Genomic DNA, 21,953 nt, shown 5'->3' with positions numbered 1-21,953 from the left:
CTAGGCCCGCGGCGGTGCGATGCCGCTGCCGGTGACGAGTTCCGGTCTGTCCCGCGCCACGCGGCGTGCCCATTCCTGGACGTCCGGGGCGGTGAACCACCCCTCGCACACCTCGCGCGTGAGGTCTCCCGGCTCGGGCATGGCGATCCGGGCTCCCCGGCGGACACCCGGGAACGTGACGTTCACGGTGTCCCAGCCCACGCCGGCCATGTCCTGCGGGTAGGTGGCCACCGCGGTGCCCCGGAAGTAGGCGCGGGTGTCCTCGGGCGGGTGGTCCGCGGCGGCCGTGACCCGTTCCGCGGCCACGAGCGTGCGGATCCGACCGGACGCCGCCAGCCGGTGGTACAGGCCCCTGCCCGGGCGCACGTCCGCGTACTGCAGGTCGATCGCCACGAGCCGGGGGTCGTCCCAGTCCATGGCGTCACGCTGCCGGTAGGCGCGCAGCAGGGCGTACTTCGCGGCCCAGTCCAGGCGGTCCGCCAGGCGGGTGGGATCCGCCGCAAGGTCGGTGAGCACCTCGTCCCACAGCTCGAGGACCTGCGCGGTGTCCGCGTCCAGCCCCTCGGGGGCGAGCTCGGTCTCCAGGGCCAGGACGGCGTCGTAGTAGGCGCGCTGCAGCTCCACCGCGGTCAGGCGGCGGCCGTCCCGCAGCGGCACCTCGACGGTGACCGTGGGGTCGTGGCTGACGGCCCGCAGTGCGGCCACGGGATCCGTGAGCTCGAGCTCCGGGACGCGGTCGTGCTCCACGAGGTTCAGCACCAGGGACGTGGTGCCGAACTTCAGCAGCGTGGCCACGTGGGAGAGGTTCGCGTCCCCGATGATCACGTGCAGCCGCCGGTAGCGGGTGCCGTCCGCGTGGGGTTCGTCCCGGGTGTTGACCATGGGGCGGTGGATGGTGGTCTCCAGCCCCACCGTGCGCTCGAAGAAGTCCGCGCGCTGGCTCAGCTGGAACCCCGGGGTGGCGCCGTCCGCCCCGAGACCCACACGGCCCGCGCCGCACATCACCTGCCGGGACGCGAAGAACGGCAGCAGCGCGGCGGTGATGCGCTCGAAGGGCGCCTCACGGGCCACGGTGTAGTTCTCGTGGGCGCCGTAGGAGACGGACTTGTTGTCCGTGTTGTTCTTGTAGAGGTTCACCGGCGCCGCCTGCGGGGAGAGCTCCGCGAGCAGCTCCACCGCCCGGTGGGCCACCACGTCCCCCGCGGCGTCCCAGGTCAGCGCGTCCAGCGGGGTGGTGACCTCCGGCGACGAGTACTCCGGGTGGGAGTGGTCCACGTACACGCGCGCACCGTTGGGGATCACGGTGTTCATGACCACCCGCCGCCAGTCCACGTCCTCGGGGTGCATCCCGGACTCTCTGATGGCCTCCGCGGCGATCTGCTCGGAGGTCAGCACGGGCGCCTCGTCCGTGAGCTGGGAGGGGTGCGCGTCCTCCCGGGCCACGGTGAACCCCCGGGCGTCGCTGAGCGGGGCCTCGGAGCCGTAGTCCCAGCCGGTGCCCAGGGGCGGCCCGACGACGTCGTCCGCTCCCGCCGAGCCGGCGGCGGCCGGAGCCGTGCGCCGGCGCGCGACCCACGCGGCGTAGCCGGTGACCACCCGTGCGGAGAGCACCGTGGCGTTCGCGCCGGGTTCGCCCTGCGCCAGGACCCCGAACTCGGTCTCGCTGCCCATGATCCGGCGCACCGTCATGCCGCACCCCCCGTGTCCGCCGCCCCGCCCCGCGGTGCGGGCGGGTGCGGCACCATCCGGACGTTCTCGATCGTGTCCGCGCGGCGGCCGGTGAGCCGGGCCCAGTCCTCGGAGTCCGCAGTGTTGGGGAGGTCCTGCTGCTCGTGGAACTCCGCGTCCACGGCCGCTACGAGGTGCTCGGCGGTGATCCCGCGCCGGCCCGTGGTGAGCAGCGTCTTGATGGCCTGCTTCTTGGCCCGGTCCACCACGTTGCGGATCACCGCGCCCGAGGCGTAGTCCGCGAAGTACAGCGTCTCGTGCGTCCCGTCCCGGTAGGTGATGGTGAGGAACTCGGTGTCCGGTTCGCGCGCGTACATGCGCTCCACGGCCGCGGCCACGAGTGCCGCGGCGGCGGCCGCGCGGGACCCGGCCCGGGCGACGTCGTCCGCGCGCAGCGGCAGGTCCTCGGTGACGTAGAGCGAGAAGATCTCGCGGGCACCCTCGCGGTCCGGGCGGTCGATGCGGATCTTCACGTCCAGGCGCCCGGGGCGCAGCACGGCGGGGTCGATCATGTCCTCGCGGTTGGTGGCACCCACCACCATGACGTTGTCCAGCTCCTCCACGCCGTCGATCTCGGTGAGCAGCTGCGGGACGATCGTGGTCTCCACGTCCGAGGAGAGCCCCGAGCCGCGCACGCGGAACAGCGAGTCCATCTCGTCGAAGAACACCACCACGGGCACCCCGCGAGCCGCCTGCTCGCGGGCGTTGGCGAAGATCGAGCGGATCTGGCGCTCCGTCTCCCCCACGTACTTGTCCAGCAGCTCGGGGCCCTTGATGTTCAGGAAGTACCCCTCGGGCCGGGAGCGCCCGGCCTTCGCGGCGCTGCGCTCGGCCAGCGAGCGCGCCACGGCCTTCGCGATCAGCGTCTTGCCGTTGCCCGGGGGCCCGTACAGCAGGATGCCCTTGGGCGGGCGCAGCCCGTGCTCCCGGAAGATCTCCGGGTGCACGTGGGGCAGCTCCACGGCGTCGCGGATCGCCTCGATCTGGGGGCCGAGCCCGCCGATGTCCGTGTAGCTGACGTCCGGGACCTCCTCCAGGACCAGCTGCTCCACGTCCGTGCGGGCCACGGGTTCCAGGGCGAAGCCCGTGCGGTGGTCCACGGTGAGCGCGTCACCGGGCTTGGGGCGCTCCCGGCGCAGCTTCCCGGAGAGCAGCAGCACGCGCTCCTCGTCCGAGCGCCCCACGGTGAGCACGCGGTCGTGGTCGACCACCTCCTTGACGGTGGCCACCTCCCCGGTGCGCTCGTAGTCGAGCAGCGCGATCACCACGTAGTTCTCGTTGAGCAGCACACCCAGCCCCGGTTCGCACGCCCCGAAGGAGACGAGTGGGCTCACGGCCACGCGCATCCGCCGCCCCGCCGCGAGGACGTCCACTGTGGGTCCCGTGACCACCGGCCCGGTGCCGGTGTCCTCCCCGGCCGGCTGCCGACCGTGGTTGACCTGCAGGATCGTCGCGAACGTGGCGGGCGGCTCCGCCTCCGCCGCCAGCGTCCTCTTGAGGGTCACGATCTCCTGGCGGGAGGCGTTGAGCAGCCGCACGAGCTTCTCGTTCTGGGAACCCAGGGCGGCGGCCTGCCGGTCCAGGTTCCGCTTCTGGTCCCGCAGGATGTTGAGCTGGCGCTGGGTCGTGTCCGCTGCGGGCGGCGTGGGACGCCGCGCGGCGTCGTCGTGGGACTCAGTCATCGAGACCCCGTTCCGCACCCGAAGTGTGCCGCTCGTCGCCCGCCTCGGTGTCCCGTGCCGGGGGCGTGGACCGTGCCGCATCCGGTGCGTCCACGGGGGCGGCGGCGGCACCGGAGGCGGTCCCGCGCCCGGCGGCGATCTGCTGGTCCGCGCGTGCGGCGTGCTGCGCCAACGACGCCGCGTCCCGCCCGGTGCGGCGCAGCTTGCGGTCCGAGACGATGCGCTCGCCGAGGGCCACGGGCGTCCACGCCTGCAGGTCGTCCTCGGTGTACTCGCTCTTGGAGGCGCGGCGCTTGGGGGCGAGCCGCGGTGAGCCGTCCGCGAGCCGGCGGGACTGGATGAGGAAGCCGGTGTGCGCCACCATGCGGTGGTCCGGGCGCACCGCGAGACCCTCCACGTGCCAGCCGCGCACCATGGTCTCGGACGCCTCGGGCTCCGTGAAGCGACCGTCCGCGCGCATGGCCTCGGCCACGCGGGACAGCTGCGGCACCGTGGCCACGTAGCAGATCACCACACCGCCCGGCGCGAGGGCCGTGGCCACCGCGTCCAGGCACTCCCACGGGGCGAGCATGTCCAGGACCACGCGGTCCACGGACCCCGGCTCCTCGGTGGCACCGAGCTCCTCCGCGAGGTCCCCGAGGCTCAGCTCCCACGCGGGGTGCGGGCCGCCGAACATCGTCTCGATGTTGCCCCGGGCGATCTCCGCGAACTCCTCGCGGCGCTCGAACGAGTGCACGTGGCCCTCGTCCCCCACCGCGCGCAGCAGGGAGATGCTCAGCGCCCCGGAGCCCACACCGGCCTCCACCACGCTGGCGCCGGGGAAGACGTCCGCCATGGTCACGATCTGGCCCGCGTCCTTGGGGTAGATCACCGCCGCACCGCGGGGCATGGACAGCACGAAGTCCTTGAGCAGGGGCCGCAGCGCCTGGTACTGGTTCCCGGCGGTGTTGCGCACCACGGTGCCCTCCGGCTGCCCGATCAGCTGCTCGTGGGACAGCACACCGCGGTGGGTGTGGTGCTCCCCGCCGTCCACCAGGGTGATGGTGGACATCTTCCCGCTCTCGTCCGTGAGCTGCACGCGCTCGCCGGAGCGGAACGGACCGCGCCGGTTCGCCGCTCCGCGCACCGTGTCACCGGTGCGGATCGGGTGGGATTCTCGGGGCTGCTGCTCGGTCATCTGCTCGCTTTCACGCCTGCTGGACACTGGTGCCGTTCGGATGCGCGGACGTGGTCCGCGGGTGCGGTCCGGTCCGTGGGCCATTCTCCCACCGTAGCCCGACGCCGCCCGCCACCTCCATCGCCGACCCCCGGCTCCGGGCCCGGTGCCGCGCTCAGCCGCGCAGGGCGTAGCGCGCGACGTCCTCGTGGTGCACCACCCCGGTGACGTACCCGGCGCCGTCCACCACCCACAGCCACGGGAGGTGCTCGGACTCCATGAGCCGCACCATGTCCCCGCCGCGGGTGTCCGGGGCCACGCGCGCGCGGTCCGGGGACCACACGGCCACCTGCCCCACGGGCACACCGGACCGCTCCTCCGGTGCCACCTCGGCGGCACGCTCCGGGCTCAGGACGCCCAGCAGGCCCCGCGCGGGGTCCCGCACCACCACGTCCGGGGTCCAGCCGCGGTGGTCGTCCGCCGTGGCCGCGGTGACGGTCGCGTCCACGAGCGCGAGCGGCGTCGTGGGCGAGAACTCCATGGCGGGACGCGCGATGCCGTCCGCGCGCACGGCGTCCAGCACACCCATGAGGCGCGACTGGCGCAGGGCCTGCCCCGCGCCCAGGAAGATGAACCCCGCCACGAGCAGCGTCACGGCGAGCACCACGGGCTCCCGCCACTGCCCGAGCCACACGGCGCCCAGGACGGTGAGCGCGGCGATGACCCGGCCGCACCACGCCGCCACGGTGGTGCCCCGCGTCTCGGAGCCCGTCGCGGCCCACACCACGGCCTCGGTCACGCGGCCGCCGTCCAGGGGCAGCCCCGGCAGCAGGTTGAACAGCCCCAGGACCCAGTTGGCGAGCACGAGCAGCTGCAGCAGCGCCCACCCGGGACCGGCCGCGCTCGGCGGGGCCGTGGCCAGCAGCGCGGTGCCGGCCGCGGCGACCGCCACGTTGCTGAGCGGTCCCGCGAGCGAGACGAGCGCGGTGGCCAGTGGCCTGGTCCGCACGGTCCCGAACGCCGTGTGCCCGCCCATCAGGGTCAGCACGATCCGGGTGACGGGCCACCCGGCGGACCGGCCCGCGACCGCGTGCGCGAGCTCGTGGACCAGCACGCTCAGCGCGAGGCCCACCGCGAAGCCCAGGGCCAGCACCAGGTTGAACCAGCCCAGCCCCGGATACAGCCGCCACAGCACCGGCCCGTACATCACCACGGTCAGCGCCGCGATGACGAACCACGAGCGGTCCAGCAGCAGCTCCACGCCCAGCACGCGCCCCAGGCGCACCCCGCGCGGGCGGGGTCCCCCCTCGGGGGAACGGGTGTCGGAGGGCTCGGGGGCGGGAGCGCTGGACCGGGAAGGACGCATGCTGCTCATGGTAGGTGCGCGCCCCGGCAGCGCGCTGGACGGGCGGCGTGGAACGCCCGCCGAGGCGCGCCGTACAGTAAGACGGTGACCACGTTGGACAGTAATGCGGAACAGCCCGGCACCGGACCCTTCGGGGTGGTGCGCGACGGCCAGGACCAGGAGACCGTCACGGTGCTCCTCGCGGCCTTCGAGGGCTGGAACGACGCCGGCGACGCCGCCACGGACTCCCTCAGGCTCATCCGCGAGCACCTGGGGGCCAAGGACGTGTTCGAGGTCGCCTCGGACGACTACTACGACTACCAGTACTCGCGCCCGGTGATCCGGCGCGGTGCGACCGGCGAGCAGAAGCTGCAGTGGCCCTCCACGCGGCTGTCCAAGGCCAGGGTGCCCGGGACCAACCTCGACGTGGTGCTGCTGCACGGCTGGGAGCCCTCCTACCGGTGGCGCACGTTCACCGCCGAGCTGCTGGAACAGGCCACCGCGCTGGACGTGGACTTCGTGATCATGCTCGGCTCCCTGCTCGCGGACGTCCCGCACACGCGCCCCATCCCGGTGACCCTGACCTCGGACACCGAACAGCTGCGTGACGAGCTGGACATCGAGGCACCCCAGTACGAGGGGCCCACGGGCATCGTGGGCGTGCTGTCCCACATGGCGGCTCTGGCCGGGTTCCCCTCCCTGAGCATGTGGGCTGCCGTGCCCCACTACGTGGCGCACTCCCCGTCCCCGAAGGCGCAGCTGGCCCTGCTGCGCCGGCTCGAGGACCTGCTGGGCCTGTCCCTGCCCCTGGATCCCGTGATCGAGGACGCCGAGGCGTGGGAGCGCGGTGTGGACGAGCTCGCCGAGGAGGATCCCGAGGTGGCCGACTACGTCCGTCAGCTCGAGGAGGCCAAGGACACCGTGGACCTGCCCGAGGCCACCGGGGACGCGATCGCCCGCGAGTTCGAGCGCTACCTGCGCCGCCGCGACGACCGGGACTGACCCCGGGGCCGGCGGGACCCCCCACGCCGCCCCGGGCGCCGGCCCCGAGCCTACGGGCACGACGCCTTCCTGGACGACGCCTTGACGCACGACGCCCCGGTTCACCATGGTGAACCGGGGCGTCTTCGTGCGGTCGGGTCAGAGCTCGATGCCGAGCAGCGCCGTCACCGTGTGCCGCGCGAGCGCCACGTCCTCGTCCGACGCCGCGGCGCCGCGTGCCGCCGCACCGCCCAGGTTCCGCGCGGCCCACGCATCCACCGCGATCAGGGCCGCGGGGGCGTTGAGGTCCTCCCCGAGTGCCGCGCGCACGGCCTGGAGCATGGCGTCCGCACCGGCCGTCTCGGGCCTCGCCGCGGCCTCGCGCCACGTGGCGAGGCGGCGCCGCGACTGCTCCAGCAGCTCGTCGGTCCAGAACCAGTCCGTGCGGTAGTGGTTCGAGAGGATCGCCAACCGGATGGCCGCGGGGTCCACACCGTCGCGGCGCAGCGTGGAGACCAGCACGAGGTTGCCCTTGGACTTGGACATCTTCTCGCCGTTTAGCCCCACCATGGCGGTGTGCACGAAGTGCTCGGCCATGGGCTCGCCGGACAGCGCGTAGGCGTGTCCCGCTCCCATGTCGTGGTGCGGGAAGGCCAGGTCGGACCCGCCACCCTGCACGGTGAACGGCCGGGGCAGGTGCTGCAGGGCGATCACGCTGCACTCGATATGCCACCCGGGGCGCCCCGCCCCGAGGGATGCACCGTCCCAGGACGGCTCCCCCGCGCGCTCCACCCGCCACAGCAGCGGATCCAGCGGATCGTGCTTGCCCGTGCGGTCCGGGTCCCCGCCGTGGCCCGCGAACAGCGGCGTCATCCGCTCCCGGTCCGTGTCGAGGCGGCACGTGCTGCCCACCACCCAGGCGTCCGGGTCCTCGGCGCGCAGCTCACCGGCGGCGGCGACGTCGAAGTACACGTCCCCGGCGGGTGCCGGGTTCCCGTCCTGGTCCGTCCCCGCAGGGACCCGGTAGGCCAGGCCGCGCTCCACGAGCCGCTCCACGGCGGGCACGATCCACTCCACGGCCTCGGTGGCACCCACGTAGTGGTCCGGGGGCAGGACGTTCAGAGCGGTCATGTCCGTGCGGAAGAGCTCCGTCTGGGACGCGGCGAGCTCGCGCCAGTCCACCCCGGTGGCGTTGGCGCGCTCCAGCAGCGGGTCGTCCACGTCCGTGACGTTCTGGACGTAGTCCACCGCGAACCCGGCGTCCCGCCACGCCCGGTTGAGCAGGTCGAAGGTGACGTAGGTGGCCGCGTGGCCCATGTGCGTGGCGTCGTACGGGGTGATGCCGCACACGTAGAGGGCCGCGCGGCCACCGCGGGCCTGCAGCACCTCGAGCTGCCCCGTGCTCGTGTCGTGGACCCGGGGTGCGGACGACGTTCCGGGCAGCTGCGGAACCGGACGGCAGGACCAAGACTTCATGTTCACCTTCGTTTGGACGAGAGATCTGTTCCCCGGTCGCAACCGGCGTGCCACGGACGCTATTCCCCGCGGCCGTCACGAGCGCCCGGGCGGGGCGCGTGCCGACCGGTGCCGGTCAGGCGTTGATGAGCCCGGTGCCCAGCAGCACGAACACCACCGCTCCGAGCAGCACGCGGTACCACACGAACAGGTTGTAGCTGCGCTCGGAGATGTAGTGCATGAACCAGCCGATGATGAGGTAGCCCACCGCGAAGGCGATCAGGGTGGCCACGGCGGTCTGACCCATGGAGTACACCCCGCCCGGTTCGGCCCCGCTGAGTGCCTTGTACAGCTGGTACAGGCCGGAGGAGAACACCGCGGGGATCGCCAGCAGGAAGGCGTAGCGGGCGGCGGCGGCACGCGTGTACCCCATCAGCAAGCCCGCGGTGATGGTCCCGCCGGAGCGGGAGACGCCCGGGATCAGCGCCAGTGCCTGCGCGAACCCGAAGACCGCCGCGTGCTTCACGGTGAGGTCCTCCAGGTGGCGTTCCTGCTTGCCCACGTGGTCCGCCACCGCCAGGAAGAGACCGAAGACGATCAGCATGGTGGCGGTGATCCACAGGGAGCGGAACTGCGTCTCGATGTAGTCCTGCAGCAGCAGCCCGAGGACGGCGATGGGGAACGAGCCCAGGATGATGAACCACCCCATGCGGGCATCCGGGTCCCGCCGATCCACCCGGCCCGTCAGTGACAGGGCCCACTGCCTGACGATGCGCACGATGTCCCGCCAGAAGAACAGGATCACGGCGGTCTCCGTGCCCAGCTGCGTGATGGCGGTGAAGGTGGCACCGGGGTCCGCACCGTTCGGGAGGAACTCCCCCACGATGCGCAGGTGCGCCGAGGAGGACACCGGGAGGAATTCGGTCAGGCCCTGCACCAGGCCCAGGATTATCGCTTCGATCCAGTTCACGCGACAACTGTACGGCACCCCTCCCGAGCGCTTCGGGGCACGGGGCTGAGAGGCCCCTGGACGCGGTGCGGGGCCCCCACCACCCGGTGGGGACCCCGCTCACGTGGTCTGCTGCCCGCTCACTTCCCGGAGCCGCGGCGACCGGCCGGTCCGGAGGAGTCCTCCTCGGAGTCGTCGTAGTCGTCCTCGTCCACAAGGTCCTCGTCCAGCATCTCGTTGTCCTCGAGGAGGTCCTCGTCGTCCTCGTCCTCGTCGTAGTCGAGGTCGTCGTCCTCGTCCTCGGCGAACACGGTCAGCGGGGTGACCTCGTCGTAGGCGTCGTAGAGGGCTTCCTCGTACGCTTCGAAGGAGTTGGCGATCGCCACGTAGGCGCCGTCCACCGAGGGGTCGTCGTCGGAGCGGCGGTTCGCCGCGGCGGCGAGGTGTTCTTCGAGGGCGTTGACGAGGGCTTGCAGCGCGGCGCGGGGATCGGTGCTCATGGGGTAGACGTTAGTCGTTATGGGAGCAGAATGGGAGCAATGAGAGAACAACGCCTGAAGCACAGTTCCGTGACCGGACACCCCACCATGACCGGGCGCGACGACCGTTACGAGTACCTCTCCCTCACCGTGGCCCCGCGTGAGAAGGCGGCGGACGCCCGGACCCGGGTGAAGGAGCACGCCGAGTACGGCAAGTGGGAGCTCATGCGCTCGGCCGTGCTCTACGGCGGTGCCCGGCGCTACGTCCTGCGGCGGCGCATAATGCGGGTGGACCGCACGTTCTAACCCGCGGACACCGGGCCCAGCAGCGAGTTCGCGGTGGCCGCGTGCACGGACTCCGCGTCCGAGGGGTGGTACATCCCGGCCAGGACGTCCCGGTAGAGCCGTTCGAGCTCGGACCCGCGCCGGTACTGCGCGCCGCCCGAGGCGCGCAGGACCAGGTCCACCACCTCGCGCGCGGCCTCGGTCGCCCGGTGCTTGACCCCGGAGAAGAGGATGAACCAGCGCGCACCGTGGGCCGCCTCGCGCGCGGAGCCCAGCGAGTCCACGTCCGCGCAGAGCTGCCGCAGCTGCAGCTCCACCCCGTCCCGCAGCACGCCGGCACGGGCGATGTGGCGGCGGATGTCGGGATCGTCCGAGTACGGTGCGCCCTTGGCCAGCGAGCGACGGGAGGTGGTGATCCCCACCGCCACCTCGATGGCGCGGTCCGCGATGCCCGTGTAGACCGCCGCGAGCAGCAGCTCGAAGCACCCGAAGACGCCCCACACCACCGGGTCCGGGTTGGGCCCGGCGGGTGTGCTGGTCAGCACGTCCGTCTCCCGCAGCACCGCGCCGTCCAGCACGGTGGTGCAGGACTGCGAGGCCCGCATCCCCAGGGCGTCCCAGTCCGGGAGCGTCTGCACCCCCGGCACCGGGTGCTCGTGGTGCGGGCGGGTGAGGAAACCGAACACGAGCGGTGCGGCCGCGGCGTCGTCGGTGGTGGGCGCGCCCGCGTCCCCGGTGCCCGCGGAGGCGTCCTCAGCCACGCGCGCGTGGACCAGCAGCCGCGTCCAGCGCGGGGACAGGGACGTGAAGATCTTGGTGCCGTGCAGCCGCCATCCCCCCGCGGTGGGCTCGGCGCGCGTGGTGGCGTCGAAGAGCACGGAGTCGTTGCCCGCCTCCGAGATGCCGAACGCGAAGACCTCGCCCGCCGCGGCGGCGTCGAGAATCTGCCGTGCGCGCTCGTCCCCGCGCAGGTGCAGCGTGTAGCCGATGCCCACGATCACGTGGTGCATGTTGATCCCGAGCGCGGTGGCCGGTGCCGCCGTGGCGAGCCGTCGCTGGGCGCGGGCGGCCTGCTCGAGGGAGAATCCCAGCCCCCCGAACTCCCGCGGCACGAGCATCCGCAGGTACCCGATCTCCCGCAGCAGGGTGAAGTCCTCGGTGAAGAAGCGGTTCTCGCGGTCCACGTCCGCGGCGCGGGCGCGGATCACCGCGAGCAGGTCGTCGGGGAGCAGCTCGGTCACGGGGTCCATGGGGTCCTCCTGGGATCGTCTCGGGTGCGGTCGCCGCCCACCGTCCTCGGGGTGGGGGTCAGTAGCTGCGCAGCAGCCGGTCGAGCACGCGGGAGCCGAACTCCAGGGAGGACACGGGCACGCGCTCGTCCACCCCGTGGAACATGCCGGTGAAGTCGAGCTCGTCCGGCAGCTGCAGCGGCACGAAGCCGTAGCCGGTGATGCCCAGCTGGGAGAGGGACTTGTTGTCCGTCCCGGCGCCGAGCATGTAGGGCAGCACCACGGCGTCGGGGTCCTCGGCCTCCAGCGCGGCCACCATGGCGTCCACCACGGTCCCGGAGAACGGGACCTCCAGGGCGATGTCCTCGAACTCCGCCTCGATGCGGACCTTCTCCCCCGCGAGCTCCTGCAGCTTGGCGAGCACCTGCTCCTTCTGCTCGGGCAGGAACCGCACGTCCACCGCTCCCTGGGCGGAACCGGGGATCACGTTGGTCTTGTAGCCGCCGTCCAGCACGGTGGGGTTGGACGTGTTCTGCAGCGTGGCCCCCACGAAGCGGGCCACGTCCCCCAGTTCGCGCAGCAGCCGCTGCGGGTTCTGCGGGTCGAACTCCACCCCGGTGAGCTCGGTGACCTCGTCCAGGAACGCCCGGGTGGTCTTGGTCAGCTCCACGGGCCACGTGTACTGCCCGATGTTCGCCATGGCGCGGGAGAGATGGGTGACCGCGTTGTCCTCGTGCAGTCCGGAGCCGTGGCCCGCCTGACCCTGGGCATGCAGCTTGAGCCACAGCAGTCCCTTCTCCGCGGTCTGCAGCAGATAGGCCCGGCGGCCCCCGATGGTCGTGGAGTACCCGCCCACCTCGCTCAGCGCGTCCGTGACGCCGTCGAAGACCTCGGGGTGCTCGGCCACCATGTACTTGGAGCCGTAGCGCATCCCGGCCTCCTCGTCCGCGAAGAACCCGAACACGATGTCGCGCTTCGGCACGGTGCCCGTGCGGCGCATGTGCCGCAGGACGGAGAGCATCATGGCGTCCATGTCCTTCATGTCCACGGCCCCGCGGCCCCAGATCATGCCGTCCCGCTCCTCGCCGGCGAACGGGTCCACGGACCAGTCCTGCGCCATGGCGGGAACCACGTCCAGGTGACCGTGCACGAGCAGGGCGTCCGCGGAGGGATCGGAGCCCTCCAGCCGGGTGAACACGTTCGCGCGTCCCGGCGCGGACTCGAAGTACTGGGTCTGCAGGCCCACCTCCTGGATGAGTTCGGCGACGTACTCGGCCGCCGCGCGCTCGCCCTCGGCCTCACCGCTGGAGTAGTTGGAGGTGTCGAACCGGATGAGCTCCCGGCAGATCCGGGCGGTCTCCGCCTCGGGTGTGGACGCGGTCTCGGTGATGTCGGTCATTGTTCTCAGTCTCCTCGCCTCGGTGCTGTCTCCACGGTAGCCCTCCCGTGGACTCGAGAACCTTCTCGGCTACCCTGAGGTGACGAGTACGAGTTTGTTCCCGATGACCCGTGGGAGGCCACGATGACTGGAAATATCACGCTGATCGCCCGGACCGTGCCCAATTCACAGGAGGTCACGGCACCCACCCGCTCGGTGACGGAGGGTGACGCCACAGGATTGGCGAACCTGCTGCTGGAAGCCTACGGATCCCGGACCTCCGGCACGCAGGAGCAGGCGGAGACCATGATCCGGGACGCGTTCCGGGGCAGGTTCGGTCCGTTCCTGGCCGAGCAGTCCCAGCTGGTCGAGGACGCGGACGGCAGTCCCGTGGCCGCGGCCATGGTGCTGGCGCGCCGCGAGGACCCGCAGCTGCCCGAGGTGCCCTACCTGTTCGAGCTGTTCACCGCGTCCTCGCACCGCCGCCGCGGACTCGCGGAGCAGCTCGTGCGCCAGGTCATGGCCGCGCTGCACGAGAACGGCTACGAGGAGGTCTGCGTGCGCATCCCGGAGGACAACTCCGCGGCCCTCGCCCTGTACCTGGCCCTGGACTTCCACCGCTGGAACCCGGACCACGACGAGATGTGAGGTGCGACCGCGGGCCCGTCCGGTCCCGCGGCGGGTCCGGCGCCTTCCCGTCCGAGGAGTGTCCGACGGCGCACGGGCCGCCCGGCACGCCGGTTCAGCGCAGCGTCAGCTCCTCCATGAGCGGCGGCCGTTGCGTGACGTCCGTGTGCAGCCCCCAGCGCACGGTGATCTCGAGGATGCGCAGGTTCTCGGGGTCGTGGGTGTCCGTGGCCCCCGGGTGCTGGGCCTCCAGGACCTCACCCGCGGCCGCGGCCTCGGAGTCCTCGAGCACCCGCGCCTCCCCCTCGAGCTGCACCTCCTCCGTGCGGCCCTGCATGATCACCAGCGAGACCCGAGGGTCCGAGGTGACGTTGGAGAACTTCCGGGAGGCGGTGTTCGTCCCGAGCACGATGCGTCCGGAATCGGTGGCCGCCACGTTGACGTAGGCGGACTCGGGGCACCCGGTGCCGCTGTTGCTGGCCAGCACGGCTCCCCCGGTCGCTCGCACGAAGTCGATCAGCCAGCGCGCGTGCTCGCTCAGGTTGTTGCCCAGTTCCACCATCTCTGCTCCCGGTTCTCGAGTGTCCGTTCCGACCGGTCCGTTGCGGACCGGCTGCGCTTCCACGCGTTGCACACCCCACTGTAGGGCGGCGGGGTCCCCAGGTCACCGGGCGCGCCGTCGATCACAGCAGCGTCTGCTGCGGCTCCACGAGGTGGGCGCCCTGGGACCTCACGGAGCCCACGTCCGCGCTCACCGGGTGCATCCGCCAGTCGGCGGCCACCTCGAGCGAGTGCTGCACGGCACGCTCCACCAGGGTCCGTGTGCGGTCCTTGTCGTCGTCCGGGGCGATCCACGCCCGGGCGAAGTCCTCGCCCATGCCCATGGGCAGCCGGTTGTGCAGCGCTCCCAGGGCCGCGAGGTGCGGGTCCCCGTCCGAGGCGGCCGGTGCCTCGCGCGTGAGGATGGAGCACGACAGCAGCCACTGCGCCGGCGACGCACCACCTTGGGCGTTCCTGCCGGGACGGGTTTGGTGCGCACCGGCCGGGTCCTGCGCGTCGTCGGGGATCCGCCACCACTCGTAGATGCCCGCGAACCAGATGGGCGAGTCGTCGCGTGGGTGCACGAAGTACGGCTGCTTCTTCCCGCGCCCGGTCTGCGGGGCCTTCCACTCGTAGTAGCCGTCCGCGGGGATCGCGCAGCGGCGCGCGCTGACCGCGGCCCGGAAGGACGGCTTCTCCGTGACCGTCTCGGAGCGCGCGTTGAACATCCTGGAACCGACCGAGATCTCCCTGGCCCACGAGGGGACCAGTCCCCAGCGTGCCGCGTGGACCTCCGTGAGCACCCGGCCCTCGTCGTCGAGCCGTTCGAGGACCACGGGCACCGTGTGGGTGGGTGCCACGTTCCAGTTGGGTTCCGCGAGCTCCGCGACGGACTCGTCCACCCGTGCGTCGAAGGGCAGGGCCAGCTGGCCAGGGGTCCTGGCAATCACGTAGCGACCGCACATGGTGGTCTCCTTCCGCGCGGGATCAGGACGGGTCGGGGTGCCCGGTCACGGGGCCGTAGCCCATGTAGGTGGCGTACCGGTCGTAGACGCCCATGAGCGCGGCCTCCACCTGCGCCACGGTGGTGCCCGGGCGGATGTCCGCCACGCACCCCGCGGTGGCCGGATCCCACGGCACGCCCAAGCATGCGTAGACGTCCTCCAGGACGCCGCGCAGCGGCTCCGACTCCTCGATCACGAGCACGGTGGAGAAGTACCACGCCCCGGCCACCACCCGCTGGGCGGTGCCGGCGAGCTTGACGGGCTGCCGGGGGTCCGAGGCGGTCCCGGGGGCGTGCACGCTGTACTCGCCCGCGCAGTACTCGCCCGGGATCTCCCCCACCTGGGCGGGGATCTCGAGCTCCTCGAGCGCGGCGACCACCATGTCCCCGAACAGCCGGTAGCGGTCCTGGATCCCGGTCTTGGGATCGGGGTCCGGTTCCACGTGGTCGATCACGAGACACCCGCCGTGGTAGGCCGCTGCGCGCCCGCCCACCCGGCGCACGAGCGGTGTGAACGCGGCGTCGAGCGCCGCCTGCCGGGCGCGGCCGAACCCCGGGTTGAGCTCGTCCCTGCGGCCGAAGGCCACCGTGGGTCGCGGCTGGTACACGCGCAGCACGGGTTCCGTGGTGCCGCTGCGGGCGGCGTCGAGAATGGAGAGGGCGCGGCGGTAGTCCTGCTCGGCGCCCAGGGACTCGCGCTGACGTATGAGTTTCATGCTGGCGCCAACTCTAGTCGAGCGGCAGGGTCTCACCGCCCGGGCACCGCGGGGCGCCACGACGCCGCCCGCGCCCCCGCGGCGCGCGGTCATGCGGCCCCGGGACGGCGCACATCAGGACGGAGGCACCGCAGCGGCCCGCGCCTCAGACCCCGGTGTGTGCCAGTTGGGACGCGGCACGGGACGACGGCGCGGTGCGCGCGGTCTCCGCGGGCCGGCGGGAAGCGGCAGGGACCGGACCGTGTGCGGCGGCGGCCACGATCGCCGTCTTCAGGACGTGGTGGTCCGCCAGCAGGTCCCGGGACTGGTTCAGGGAGCGCAGCACACGGCACGTCATGGTCACACCGCCCCGGGGCACGTAGCGGTTGACGCGGCGGACGGCGGCGTTCCAGCGTCGGCGCTGATCCCGGGTGAGCTCGGGGCCGTCCAGCTCCCCCAGCCACGCGAGCGCGCCCGCGTACACGCGGGTCACGAGCTCCCGCTCGAACGCCTCCACGGTGCCCGTCCCGCGCATGAGCTCGTTCAAGGCCGTCAGCTCAGCCACCGACAGAGCGGATTTCACGGTCGATACAGCGCGCATGATGCACTAGCCCCCTACGAAAGTCTCCCGTGGCGAGCGCGAGCAGCGCCGCCCTCGCCACGGTTGTCGATCCTGCGCCCGCCGGCCCGGTGCTCCCCCCGGATCACCCGAGGGCCGGCAGGACCTCTCTCCCCTTGCTCCTCCAGTCTAGGAGCGGCACCCCCGCGATCACAGTCGCACATTGGGGGACGGTGTCATGGGCCTGTCCCCCGGAGGGCATCGCGGCCGGCCGCTGCGGCCGACCCCGAGCACGACGGAGGCCGCGACGCCAGAGCGTCGCGGCCTTCCGGTCCGAGTCCCCGGGCATCGGGGCCGGTGTCAGAAGTCCCAGTCCTCGTCCTCCGTGTTCACGGCCTTGCCGATCACGTAGGAGGAGCCCGAACCGGAGAAGAAGTCGTGGTTCTCGTCCGCATTGGGGGACAGCGAGGAGAGGATCGCCGGGGAGACGTCCGTCATCTCGCGCGGGAACAGGGCCTCGTACCCGAGGTTGTTCAGCGCCTTGTTGGCGTTGTAGTGCAGGAACTTCTTGACGTCCTCGGTCCAGCCCACGGAGTCGTACAGGGCCTCCGCGTAGGCCACCTCGTTCTCGTAGAGCTCGTCCAGCAGCTCGTACGTGTACGCCTTGAGCTCCTCCTGCCGCTCGGGGGTCTCCAGCAGCAGGCCCTTCTGGTACTTGTAGCCGATGTAGTACCCGTGCACGGCCTCGTCGCGGATGATCAGCCGGATCAGGTCCGCGGTGTTGGTCAGCTTGGCGTGCGAGGAGAAGTACATGGGCAGGTAGAACCCGGAGTAGAAGAGGAAGGACTCCAGCAGGGTGGAGGCCACCTTCTTCTTCAGGGGGTCGTCACCCTTGTAGTAGGACAGCACGATGTCCGCCTTGCGCTGCAGGTACTCGTTCTCCCGCGACCACCGGAAGGCCTCGTCGATCTGCTTCATGGAGGACAGCGTGGAGAAGATCGAGGAGTAGGACTTCGCGTGCACGGACTCCATGAACGCGATGTTCGTGTACACGGCCTCCTCGTGCAGGGTCTTGGCATCCGGGATGAGGGACACCGCGCCCACGGTGCCCTGGATGGTGTCCAGCAGCGTGAGGCCGGTGAAGACCTTCATGGCCAGGTCCTGCTCCTCGGAGGTGAGGGTCTTCCAGGACTGGACGTCGTTGGACAGCGGCACCTTCTCGGGCAGCCAGAAGTTGGAGGTCAGGCGGTCCCAGACCTCGGTGTCCTTCTCGTCCTGGACGCGGTTCCAGTTGATGGCCTCCGCCGGGTGGCGGAGCAGTTCGACCTCTTGGGTGGTCATGGTGCGCGCTGGCTCCTTCGGTGACTGGGGGCGGGAAGACTCCACACGATACTCCACGCCGCCGGGGGCTTCCCATGACGCACGCCACCGTGTCAGCTCCTGTTTTCTGAGGGCGAATTACTGCCCCGGGGTCTTCCCCCGCAGCGACTCCGCCGGGCAGGATGGTGACCTACCGACCCGCAACCGGGCTGGTTCAGCAACGGGAAGGACACAGATCATGCCTGATCTCGGAGGACTCGCGGACAAGGCCAAGGACATGGCCGGTGGCCATGAGGACAAGGTCAACCAGGGCATCGACAAGGCCGGAGACGCCGTCGACGACAAGACCGGCGGCAAGTTCGAGGGCCAGGTCGACCAGGGCCAGGACGCCGTTCGTGATCGCATGGGCGGAAACGAGTAGTTCCTGAACCACCTGGTTCGTGAAAGGGGCCCTTCCACTGCGGAAGGGGCCCCTTTCCCGTGTCCGCACGAGGCGGACGCACCGGGCCGCTGCCGGGACGGTCGTGAGGTGCCCGGTCTCAGGCCTCGTCGGCCTCACGGGCCAGGGCCGTCAGACGCGACACTGCACGGTAGTACTTCTTCTGGTACCCGCCGGCCATCATCTCCTCGGTGAACACCCGGTCGAAGGGGACACCCGTGGAGAGGATGGGCAGGTCGCGGTCGTAGAGCCGGTCCGCGAGCACCACGAACCGCAGGGCCACGGCCTGCTGGTCGATGGTGCGCACACCACGCCATGCAATGGCGTCGAGGTCCTGGATGAATGCGCGGTAGCGCGAGGGGTGCACGCGTGAGAGCTGGTCCACCAGGGCGTCGAAGTCGTCCGCGGCAACGCGCCTGCCCGCGAAGTGCTGCTCCACGGCCGCCTCCAGGGCGGCGTCGTCGGGCAGCGGGGACGGGGCCTGTGGGAGACCGCGGTGCCGGTAGTCCTCGCCGTCGATGCGCACCACCTCGAACTGGGACGAGAGCACCTGGATCTCGCGCTGGAAGTCCTGCGCGGCGAACCGCCCCTCCCCCAGCGATCCCGGCAGGGTGTTGGACGTGGCCGCGAGCTTTACGCCGGCGTCCGCGAGCTCACGCATGAGCCGGGACATCAGCACGGTGTCCCCGGGGTCGTCCAGCTCGAACTCGTCGATGCACACGAGGGAGTACGCCTTCAGGGCGTCCACGGTGCGGCGGAAGCTCAGTGCGCCCACGAGGTTCGTGTACTCCACGAACGTCCCGAAGGCCTTGGGACCGGGGACCGCGTGCCACAGGGACGCCAGCAGGTGGGTCTTGCCCACACCGAAGCCACCGTCCAGGTAGATGCCCTGGGCCGCGGCCGGTGCCTTGGAACCGCCGAAGAGCTTGGAGAAGAACCCGCCGCCCTGGGTGCCGGGCCCCGACACGCTGTCGGCGAAGGCCCTGAGCTCCGCCACGGCCTCCGCCTGGGAGGGCTGGGACGGGTCCGGGCGGTAGGTGTCGAAGGACACCTCGCCGAAGCGCTCCGAGGGGCGGAACCCGTCCAGCAGCTCGTCGGCCGAGACGCGGGGGTTGCGCTCCACCAGGTGTTCGATCTGAGTGCTCACGTGCGGACCTTCCGGCCGGCCCCCGGGGCGCCCCCGCACCGAGGAGTCGCGCCGGGTCCCGGTCTGCTGTAGACGGACGACGGCGGGGTGCGCGGAGCACCCCGTTCTCCCCCCGATGCTACCGGTCAGCCCGTGGTGAACACGGCACGCGCACGTGACGGCGATCGGGGCACCGGTATGCGCAGGGTGCGGGCGCACCACTACGCTGGACAGGGAGAAGCGCACGGTCCGCCGTGCGACGCACGCATGACAGCACGAGGACGAGGAGAAGTCTCCATGGCCGCAGAAGCAGAGCACGACGAGGCGTTCGCCCAGTACGCGCACCCGGAACGCCTGGTCTCCACGCAGTGGGTGGCCGAGCACGCGGGCGAGCCCGGCATCGTCGTGGTGGAGTCCGACGAGGACGTCCTGCTGTACGAGACGGGACACGTCCCCGGTGCCGTGAAGGTGGACTGGCACACGGACCTCAACGACACCGCCACCCGCGACTACGTGGACGGCGAGCGCTTCGCGGCGCTGATGTCCCGCAAGGGCATCCGCCGCGAGGACACCGTCGTGGTCTACGGCGACAAGTCCAACTGGTGGGCGGCCTACGCCCTGTGGGTGTTCAGCCTGTTCGGCCACCCGGACGTGCGCCTGATGGACGGCGGGCGGGACAAGTGGATCGCCGAGGGGCGCGAACTCACCACGGAGCCCACCGAGGTGACCGCCACGGACTACCCCGTGGTGCAGCGGGTGGACGCACCGATCCGCGCCTACCGCGAGGACGTGCTGGACGCCCTGGGCACCACGCCGCTGATCGACGTGCGCTCCCCGCAGGAGTACACGGGTGAGCGCACCCACATGCCGGAGTACCCGCAGGAGGGCACGCTGCGCGGCGGGCACATCCCCACCGCGGCCTCCGTGCCGTGGGCCCGTGCCGCCGCCGAGGACGGCACCTTCAAGTCCCGCGCGGAGCTCGAGGCCATCTACCTGGACGAGGTGGGGCTGACCCCGGGTGAGGACGTGATCGCGTACTGCCGCATCGGCGAGCGCTCCTCCCACACGTGGTTCGTGCTCACGCACCTGCTGGGCTTCGAGAACGTGCGCAACTACGACGGCTCCTGGACCGAGTGGGGCAACGCCGTGCGCGTGCCCGTGGCCCAGGGCGAAGAGCGCGGCGAGGCCCCGGAGGCCACCCGATGAGCACCCAGCACCTCCCCGCACAGCTCGCGGAGCTCGTCACGGAGTTCCACGAGGTCCCCGAGCCGGACAAGCTGCAACTGCTGCTGGAGTTCTCCCGGTCGTTGCCCGAGCTGCCCTCCCGGCTGGGCGAGCACCCCGAGGAGCTCGAGCAGGTCACGGAGTGCCAGTCGCCGCTGTTCCTCGCGGTGGAACTGGCCGGGACCGGCCCGGACGCCCCGGTGAACCTGTTCTTCTCCGCCCCTGCGGAGGCACCCACCACGCGTGGTTTCGCCTCGATCCTGCACGAGGGGCTCAACGGGCTGCCGGCCGAGCAGGTGCTGGACGTGCCCGACGACCTCCCCGAGCGGTTCGGGCTCACCAAGCTGGTGTCCCCGCTGCGCATGCGGGGGATGTCCGCCATGCTGGGCAGGATCAAGCACCAGATCCGCGCCATGCAGGCGGGCTGAGTCCGCGCCTGCGGATGTCACGCAGTGTCCTGCGGCCCGGGCGTCAGCGCCCGGGCCGCAGCACTGCCGTGAGCCAGTCGCCGATGGCGCGTTCGTAGCGCTTGCGGTCGATGTTCCACTCCTTCGTGTGGCGCGCTCCCGAGAAGCCCACGAAGTCCACGTGCGGGTTGAGGTCCGCGAGCTTGACCGAGCCGGCCACGGGCACCACCTCGTCGTCCGTGGAGTGCAGGATCAGCGTGGGCGTGGTGATGTCCTCCCACCGGGAGAGCCAGTCGAGGGCGTGCAGGTCCAGGGGCTCCGCCAGCCCGGTGATGCGCGGGCCCATGCGGTGCGAGATCAGGTCCGCGGCCATCCGGCCCACCCGGCGCGGGATCCGGTGGATGCGGGTCTGGTGGGCCAGCAGCTCGTACCAGTCCACCACGGGCCCCGTGAGCACGAGGGCCCTGATCCGGTCCTTGAACTCGGTGAGTTCGGTGGTGCGCAGCACGATGGCCCCGCCCATGGACCACCCGAACAGCACGATGTCCTGCGCCCCGTGCTCGAGCGCGTAGCGGATCCCGGCCTGCACGTCCTCCCACTCCGTGAATCCGAGCCCGTACCGGTTGTCGTCCGTGGCGGGCGCCTCCTGGTCGTTGCGGTAGGACACGATGAGCGAGTACAGGCCCAGCTGGTGGGCGACCCGTGCCCCGCGGATGCACTCCGGGCGCTGCGCGCCGCGCCCGTGCACCATGACGGCCCACGTCCCGCCGTGGTCCGGACGCGCGGTGTCCCCGTCCCCGGGCACCAGCCACGCGGGCGCGGGACCGAGGGCCGTGGGGATCTTCACCTTGCGGTAGGCGAGACCGGCGTCGGAGGGGCGCGCGTAGACGGTTCCGGTCCACCACCCGCGCTTGCCCTCCGCCAGTTCCCCGCGGTAGACGCGCTCCACCAGCCGGGTGACCGTCCCACCGGTCTGGCGCACCACGAAGCCGATGCGCGCGAGCCCCGCGCCGTTGTCGAAGCGCAGTGCGTAGGTGCCGGCAACGCGCGTGTCCGGCGTGGCCGGCAGGGTCACGAGGTCCTGCCCCGAGTTGGGGTCCTTCTCGAGCTTGAGCACCGTGACGTTGCCGGGCCGGGTGGTGGGGGTCACCACGTGGCGGGCCACGAGGGCGGCGATCCCGCCGGAGACCGCGAACGTCGCCGACGCGGCGCCGATGCTCGCCGCAGCACCCACGAGGGCGCCGTGCTGCCACGAACGGGTCGTCTCCGGGTCCCGCCCGGGGGAGCTCAGCCATGCCATGGCGCCATTCTGACACGTCCGCCCGCCCCCGGAACGGGCGCGCGCG

At 71.7% G+C, this 21,953-nt stretch carries 22 protein-coding genes; 6 read left to right on the top strand and 16 right to left on the bottom strand.

All coding sequences use genetic code 11. From position 1 onward, the window contains the following. The 4 genes from dop to C1C97_RS01100 all read right to left on the bottom strand — a co-directional run bounded on the left by dop (position 1) and on the right by C1C97_RS01100 (position 5,932). Entirely contained in the window at positions 1-1,689 is a 1,689-nt protein-coding gene (dop, locus tag C1C97_RS01115; protein ID WP_121029735.1) for a depupylase/deamidase Dop, read from the bottom strand. Continuing rightward, positions 1,686-3,410 carry a proteasome ATPase gene (gene arc / locus C1C97_RS01110; protein WP_121029733.1) on the bottom strand — a complete coding sequence of 575 codons (1,725 nt, stop codon included), beginning with the start codon at positions 3,408-3,410 and terminating at the stop codon, positions 1,686-1,688. Before arc ends, dop begins: the two co-directional genes overlap by 4 nt. After that, positions 3,403-4,587: a tRNA (adenine-N1)-methyltransferase gene (locus C1C97_RS01105; RefSeq protein ID WP_121029731.1), complete on the bottom strand. Its 1,185-nt coding sequence runs from the start codon at positions 4,585-4,587 to the stop codon at positions 3,403-3,405. The genes arc and C1C97_RS01105 overlap by 8 nt, the downstream gene beginning before the upstream one ends. Before the next feature lie 154 nt (positions 4,588-4,741). Then, positions 4,742-5,932: a site-2 protease family protein gene (locus tag C1C97_RS01100; protein WP_121029730.1), complete on the bottom strand. Its 1,191-nt coding sequence runs from the start codon at positions 5,930-5,932 to the stop codon at positions 4,742-4,744. A gap of 84 nt (positions 5,933-6,016) precedes the next feature. Between C1C97_RS01100 and C1C97_RS01095 the strand changes: the two genes are divergently transcribed. After that, complete coding sequence (locus C1C97_RS01095) at positions 6,017-6,913, top strand: PAC2 family protein (protein ID WP_110919432.1); 897 nt, start codon at positions 6,017-6,019, stop codon at positions 6,911-6,913. A 138-nt stretch (positions 6,914-7,051) separates the two neighbouring features. Here the strand turns inward: C1C97_RS01095 and mshC are convergent, their stop codons facing one another. The 3 genes from mshC to C1C97_RS01080 form a co-directional block, all read right to left on the bottom strand. Then, positions 7,052-8,368 carry a cysteine--1-D-myo-inosityl 2-amino-2-deoxy-alpha-D-glucopyranoside ligase gene (gene mshC, locus C1C97_RS01090; RefSeq protein WP_121029728.1) on the bottom strand — a complete coding sequence of 439 codons (1,317 nt, stop codon included), beginning with the start codon at positions 8,366-8,368 and terminating at the stop codon, positions 7,052-7,054. Positions 8,369-8,483: 115 nt separating this feature from the next. Continuing rightward, positions 8,484-9,317 (bottom strand): undecaprenyl-diphosphate phosphatase, encoded by an 834-nt coding sequence (locus C1C97_RS01085; RefSeq protein ID WP_121029726.1) that lies wholly within the window; start codon positions 9,315-9,317, stop codon positions 8,484-8,486. Positions 9,318-9,436: 119 nt separating this feature from the next. Then, positions 9,437-9,796 (bottom strand): primosomal protein, encoded by a 360-nt coding sequence (locus C1C97_RS01080; RefSeq protein ID WP_110919435.1) that lies wholly within the window; start codon positions 9,794-9,796, stop codon positions 9,437-9,439. A gap of 39 nt (positions 9,797-9,835) precedes the next feature. On the opposite strand from C1C97_RS01080, the gene C1C97_RS01075 reads away from it, so the two are divergent. Further along, positions 9,836-10,081, top strand: coding sequence for a DUF5703 family protein (locus C1C97_RS01075; protein WP_407657240.1), 246 nt, complete (start codon positions 9,836-9,838; stop codon positions 10,079-10,081). Here the strand turns inward: C1C97_RS01075 and C1C97_RS01070 are convergent. After that, positions 10,078-11,310: an acyl-CoA dehydrogenase family protein gene (locus C1C97_RS01070; RefSeq protein ID WP_121029724.1), complete on the bottom strand. Its 1,233-nt coding sequence runs from the start codon at positions 11,308-11,310 to the stop codon at positions 10,078-10,080. The genes C1C97_RS01075 and C1C97_RS01070 overlap by 4 nt on opposite strands. Before the next feature lie 58 nt (positions 11,311-11,368). Next, positions 11,369-12,688, bottom strand: a complete 1,320-nt coding sequence (locus C1C97_RS01065) for a M20/M25/M40 family metallo-hydrolase (protein WP_121029722.1) — start codon at positions 12,686-12,688, stop codon at positions 11,369-11,371. A gap of 123 nt (positions 12,689-12,811) precedes the next feature. Between C1C97_RS01065 and C1C97_RS01060 the strand changes: the two genes are divergently transcribed. Beyond that, positions 12,812-13,315 (top strand): GNAT family N-acetyltransferase, encoded by a 504-nt coding sequence (locus tag C1C97_RS01060; RefSeq protein WP_110919438.1) that lies wholly within the window; start codon positions 12,812-12,814, stop codon positions 13,313-13,315. A gap of 94 nt (positions 13,316-13,409) precedes the next feature. On the opposite strand, the gene C1C97_RS01055 is transcribed toward C1C97_RS01060, so the two are convergent. The 5 genes from C1C97_RS01055 to nrdF all read right to left on the bottom strand — a co-directional run bounded on the left by C1C97_RS01055 (position 13,410) and on the right by nrdF (position 17,432). Further along, positions 13,410-13,856 (bottom strand): pyridoxamine 5'-phosphate oxidase family protein, encoded by a 447-nt coding sequence (locus C1C97_RS01055; protein ID WP_110919439.1) that lies wholly within the window; start codon positions 13,854-13,856, stop codon positions 13,410-13,412. Positions 13,857-13,977: 121 nt separating this feature from the next. Next, positions 13,978-14,799 (bottom strand): SOS response-associated peptidase, encoded by an 822-nt coding sequence (locus tag C1C97_RS01050; RefSeq protein ID WP_121029720.1) that lies wholly within the window; start codon positions 14,797-14,799, stop codon positions 13,978-13,980. Between the two features lie 22 nt (positions 14,800-14,821). Continuing rightward, complete coding sequence (locus tag C1C97_RS01045; RefSeq protein ID WP_121029718.1) at positions 14,822-15,553, bottom strand: lipoate--protein ligase family protein; 732 nt, start codon at positions 15,551-15,553, stop codon at positions 14,822-14,824. Between the two features lie 145 nt (positions 15,554-15,698). Further along, positions 15,699-16,097 (bottom strand): hypothetical protein, encoded by a 399-nt coding sequence (locus C1C97_RS01040; protein ID WP_233542644.1) that lies wholly within the window; start codon positions 16,095-16,097, stop codon positions 15,699-15,701. A gap of 354 nt (positions 16,098-16,451) precedes the next feature. Then, positions 16,452-17,432: a class 1b ribonucleoside-diphosphate reductase subunit beta gene (gene nrdF, locus C1C97_RS01035; protein ID WP_110919443.1), complete on the bottom strand. Its 981-nt coding sequence runs from the start codon at positions 17,430-17,432 to the stop codon at positions 16,452-16,454. 217 nt (positions 17,433-17,649) lie between these two features. On the opposite strand from nrdF, the gene C1C97_RS01030 reads away from it, so the two are divergent. Then, positions 17,650-17,832, top strand: coding sequence for an antitoxin (locus C1C97_RS01030; protein ID WP_110919444.1), 183 nt, complete (start codon positions 17,650-17,652; stop codon positions 17,830-17,832). Positions 17,833-17,950: 118 nt separating this feature from the next. Here the strand turns inward: C1C97_RS01030 and zapE are convergent, their stop codons facing one another. After that, positions 17,951-18,997, bottom strand: a complete 1,047-nt coding sequence (gene zapE, locus C1C97_RS01025; RefSeq protein ID WP_121029716.1) for a cell division protein ZapE — start codon at positions 18,995-18,997, stop codon at positions 17,951-17,953. A 276-nt stretch (positions 18,998-19,273) separates the two neighbouring features. On the opposite strand from zapE, the gene C1C97_RS01020 reads away from it, so the two are divergent. Continuing rightward, positions 19,274-20,182 (top strand): sulfurtransferase, encoded by a 909-nt coding sequence (locus tag C1C97_RS01020; protein WP_110919446.1) that lies wholly within the window; start codon positions 19,274-19,276, stop codon positions 20,180-20,182. Continuing rightward, positions 20,179-20,628, top strand: coding sequence for a SufE family protein (locus C1C97_RS01015; RefSeq protein WP_110919447.1), 450 nt, complete (start codon positions 20,179-20,181; stop codon positions 20,626-20,628). The genes C1C97_RS01020 and C1C97_RS01015 overlap by 4 nt, the downstream gene beginning before the upstream one ends. Before the next feature lie 43 nt (positions 20,629-20,671). Here C1C97_RS01015 and C1C97_RS01010 read toward each other — a convergent pair whose 3' ends face one another. Then, complete coding sequence (locus tag C1C97_RS01010; protein ID WP_121029714.1) at positions 20,672-21,907, bottom strand: alpha/beta hydrolase family protein; 1,236 nt, start codon at positions 21,905-21,907, stop codon at positions 20,672-20,674. Between the last annotated feature and the right edge of the window lie 46 nt (positions 21,908-21,953).

The organism is Kocuria tytonis, from assembly GCF_003226895.2.
Lineage (GTDB): Bacteria > Actinomycetota > Actinomycetes > Actinomycetales > Micrococcaceae > Kocuria > Kocuria tytonis.
This window is presented reverse-complemented; position numbering and strand designations above follow the sequence as displayed.

Coding starts and splice junctions, on each gene's coding strand:
- dop (WP_121029735.1), bottom strand. CDS start 1,689: ATGACGGTGCGCCGGATCATGGGCAGCGAGACCGAGTTCGGGGTCCTG.
- arc (WP_121029733.1), bottom strand. CDS start 3,410: ATGACTGAGTCCCACGACGACGCCGCGCGGCGTCCCACGCCGCCCGCA.
- C1C97_RS01105 (WP_121029731.1), bottom strand. CDS start 4,587: ATGACCGAGCAGCAGCCCCGAGAATCCCACCCGATCCGCACCGGTGAC.
- C1C97_RS01100 (WP_121029730.1), bottom strand. CDS start 5,932: ATGCGTCCTTCCCGGTCCAGCGCTCCCGCCCCCGAGCCCTCCGACACC.
- mshC (WP_121029728.1), bottom strand. CDS start 8,368: ATGAAGTCTTGGTCCTGCCGTCCGGTTCCGCAGCTGCCCGGAACGTCG.
- C1C97_RS01080 (WP_110919435.1), bottom strand. CDS start 9,796: ATGAGCACCGATCCCCGCGCCGCGCTGCAAGCCCTCGTCAACGCCCTC.
- C1C97_RS01075 (WP_407657240.1), top strand. CDS start 9,836: ATGAGAGAACAACGCCTGAAGCACAGTTCCGTGACCGGACACCCCACC.
- C1C97_RS01070 (WP_121029724.1), bottom strand. CDS start 11,310: ATGGACCCCGTGACCGAGCTGCTCCCCGACGACCTGCTCGCGGTGATC.
- C1C97_RS01065 (WP_121029722.1), bottom strand. CDS start 12,688: ATGACCGACATCACCGAGACCGCGTCCACACCCGAGGCGGAGACCGCC.
- C1C97_RS01060 (WP_110919438.1), top strand. CDS start 12,812: ATGACTGGAAATATCACGCTGATCGCCCGGACCGTGCCCAATTCACAG.
- C1C97_RS01055 (WP_110919439.1), bottom strand. CDS start 13,856: ATGGTGGAACTGGGCAACAACCTGAGCGAGCACGCGCGCTGGCTGATC.
- C1C97_RS01050 (WP_121029720.1), bottom strand. CDS start 14,799: ATGTGCGGTCGCTACGTGATTGCCAGGACCCCTGGCCAGCTGGCCCTG.
- C1C97_RS01045 (WP_121029718.1), bottom strand. CDS start 15,553: ATGAAACTCATACGTCAGCGCGAGTCCCTGGGCGCCGAGCAGGACTAC.
- nrdF (WP_110919443.1), bottom strand. CDS start 17,432: ATGACCACCCAAGAGGTCGAACTGCTCCGCCACCCGGCGGAGGCCATC.
- C1C97_RS01030 (WP_110919444.1), top strand. CDS start 17,650: ATGCCTGATCTCGGAGGACTCGCGGACAAGGCCAAGGACATGGCCGGT.
- C1C97_RS01020 (WP_110919446.1), top strand. CDS start 19,274: ATGGCCGCAGAAGCAGAGCACGACGAGGCGTTCGCCCAGTACGCGCAC.
- C1C97_RS01015 (WP_110919447.1), top strand. CDS start 20,179: ATGAGCACCCAGCACCTCCCCGCACAGCTCGCGGAGCTCGTCACGGAG.
- C1C97_RS01010 (WP_121029714.1), bottom strand. CDS start 21,907: ATGGCATGGCTGAGCTCCCCCGGGCGGGACCCGGAGACGACCCGTTCG.